This is a genomic window from Methanoregula sp. (genome assembly GCF_002835825.1).
Taxonomy (GTDB): domain Archaea; phylum Halobacteriota; class Methanomicrobia; order Methanomicrobiales; family Methanospirillaceae; genus Methanoregula.
This window is the reverse complement of sequence record NZ_PIZH01000302.1, coordinates 1-2,670: the sequence shown is the minus strand read 5'-3', so window position 1 is coordinate 2,670 and position 2,670 is coordinate 1. Positions and strand designations below refer to the sequence as shown.

Below are 2,670 nucleotides of genomic sequence, written 5' to 3'. Positions count from 1 at the left end.
ACACCGACCACAGCATGAACCTTGCGATGTCGCTTGGGGTTCCGTTCGCAAAGATCCGGACGCTTGCCGAAGACAAGATTGGTATACGGGAGCAGCTGGTTGGAGAAGATCCTGATGATGATGATCATGGGAACCACCTGAATGTCGATATCGAAGTCATCCTCGCAAAATACGAGGTTCTTGCGCAGGACGGTGTCCGGGTTCTTGTCATGGGAACCATCCCGTTCGGGGGTGCCGGCTGCATCTGTTCGTCAATCTCGCTTGTCCGGCTCCTGATCGAACAGATCTCCGCCCGAAATGAATGGTATGACATCATTATCGTGGACTCGCAGGCTGGTTCCGAGATCCTGGGAAGGGGCCTTGCCGTGGATTATGATCTCAACCTTGTCATAACCGAAGCGTTCCCGAAATCCATGGAAGTTGCCCGGCATGTAATGAAACTGGCAGGAGACCTGAATATCCGTCGACAGGTTGTCATCGTGAACAAGGTCAAAGATGGCAGCGAGATCCCGCAGGTCATGCAGGAACTGCGGGTTGAGACAGGGGATGTCCTGCCGGTCAGGTTCGACGAGCGTGTTGCCGATGCAGACCGGAAGGGCAGCCTTGTCCTCGACACCAATCCGGACTCTCCGGCAGTAAGTGATATCCATACGATTATGGAACGGATCCAGGAGTCCTGTCCGGCATAAGTGGAGCATACGATGTGTGAATTTACCGTATTCCTGGAAGAGAACGGAGAGAAAAAGGAAATAGCGTCGAACGTAGTAAAGGCAAAACGGAAAGACGGGAAGGTTATCCTGACCGATGCATCTGGCAGCCTGAAAAAGATCGATAAGGCGACCATTGAGGTTGTCGATACCCTGATGCAGGAACTTGTGCTGAAAAAAGAATAACAGCTTCCTTTTTTTCATTTGGGATAACAGGTATTTGCAGTGATCTCCTGCTTTCAGGATCCCTTGTTGATTCCTTAGCGAATGTGCAATCGTAACCGTAGGATTAGTTTACCAAAGAAAGAAGATGATGCATCAGTGCATCAGGCAATGATTGCGGCGTAGATAATCTTAGCCGATATGAAGAAAAACCAAATCCATTTCAGACTGGAATCATTTTTCCCCTACTATCATGTCTTATCCGGGCGATCTGCCAGTGATTCTATCTTGAGCGCTGGCCAAAAAATGAAGATACTCTTCTTTCTTACCTCAGCTCTTGACCGTCCAGTCCATCCATTGCACAGACCGCAGCTCTTTCGCCGTGGCATCGTCAACACCATACAGGTTCTCATAGAACTGGAGGAGCCATTCCGAGAGCTCCACATCGGCGAACTTGTCCGGGTATGCCGTCTTTGCAATCACCATAACGTCAATCGGGTACTCCAGCCTCTTGCCGCAATTGCAGGGAGTCCACGGGAGTGCCGAGACCTGCTTATTCTTAACTGCTGAAAGTTCCTGGAGGTTCTGGTAATATGGGGCCTCGTAAAGTTCCATTGGCGGATGGTACCCGTTTGCGGTGCAAAGGACAATCTTGTCAGGGTTGTTGGCAAGTATCTGCTCGGCACTTAGTGTCTTGAACGTCGCAGCCTCCTCATTGTAGGAGTTCTTGGCATTCACCAGGTCCTCGATGAAGAAGGATTCGATGGTGCCCCGGCCGAATACCTGCCCTGCCCCGCCCTGGCTCCGCGCCGTGGGGGAGAGGCCGAGGATCAGTACGCTTGGTTTTTGGGCATCGGGAATATCCCGCGTCCTCTGTTTTATCTGGTTAACCTGGTCCTCAAGGTAATTGCTCATCTTCCTGGCTTCAGTCTCCTTACCAAATACTTCGCCAAGGATACGTATCTCGTCTGTGATACCGGACACCGTTGCGGTCTTGTACGCGTTCGGCCCGTATGTCACGACAAGCGGGATATTCAGCGACTCGATGGTCGAGATACTCTTTTTCACGTTCTCATCGTCAGGGTACCGAAGCGTACAGTCGCCAAGGCGGAGAATTACCACATCCGGCTTGAGCCCGGCAAGCGTCTCGTAGTTGAGTGCGACGCTCGATTCACCAATCCGTGGCAGGGTACCGATCCCGGGATCCAGGTACAGCACCGGGTTCATTCCCCGCACGTACGTGACATTCTTGCCTTTTACCGAGGGAAACACGTAAGAGAAATTCCGCTGGATACAACTTGATCCAACTCCGACAAGGGTATCCTGCACACCAAACCGTATCATCGCTCCTTCAACAAGCCCGTCGCTTATGGTAACGACCCGCTTGATATCGGTAGGAACCTTTACCGCAACGCCCCGGCTGTCAACAACCGTCTTGTATCCCGATGTTGACGAATCTGACTTTGCCACGCCAACTTTTTCGTCCTGCACTGCCTGTTGGGTACATCCTGCACAGAGGATTGCCCCGATGATTAAACACGTGATCACGATGAGCCACTTTTTCTGCATGAATTCACTTCCGTTTCTCCCTCTCACATTTTCCCCTGCATTTTTTTAAAAAGAGAATTTGTTCGTTTTATTCCAGCTACCTCAGCTCTTTACCGTCCAGTCCATCCACTGGGCGGATCGAAGTCATTTTGCTGTGACTCCATCCACACATTAGAGGTTTTTATAAAACTGTAGGAGCCATTCTTACAATCCGATATCGCTGAACTTTTCTGGGTATGCACTCTTTTATATA

3 protein-coding genes are annotated in these 2,670 nt (G+C 50.7%); 2 read left to right on the top strand and 1 reads right to left on the bottom strand.

The window, feature by feature from the left end; genetic code table 11:
* Both CW742_RS10160 and CW742_RS10155 read left to right on the top strand, forming a co-directional pair.
* Positions 1-689 (top strand): hypothetical protein (locus CW742_RS10160; protein ID WP_292419989.1); only part of this gene is annotated, 689 nt, incomplete at its 5' end.
* Positions 690-701: 12 nt separating this feature from the next.
* On the top strand, positions 702-893 hold the full coding sequence (locus tag CW742_RS10155) for a CooT family nickel-binding protein (RefSeq protein WP_292419987.1): 192 nt from the start codon (positions 702-704) through the stop codon (positions 891-893).
* 306 nt (positions 894-1,199) lie between these two features.
* Here the strand turns inward: CW742_RS10155 and CW742_RS10150 are convergent, their stop codons facing one another.
* Positions 1,200-2,438 carry an ABC transporter substrate-binding protein gene (locus tag CW742_RS10150; RefSeq protein WP_292419984.1) on the bottom strand — a complete coding sequence of 413 codons (1,239 nt, stop codon included), beginning with the start codon at positions 2,436-2,438 and terminating at the stop codon, positions 1,200-1,202.
* Positions 2,439-2,670: the final 232 nt, after the last annotated feature.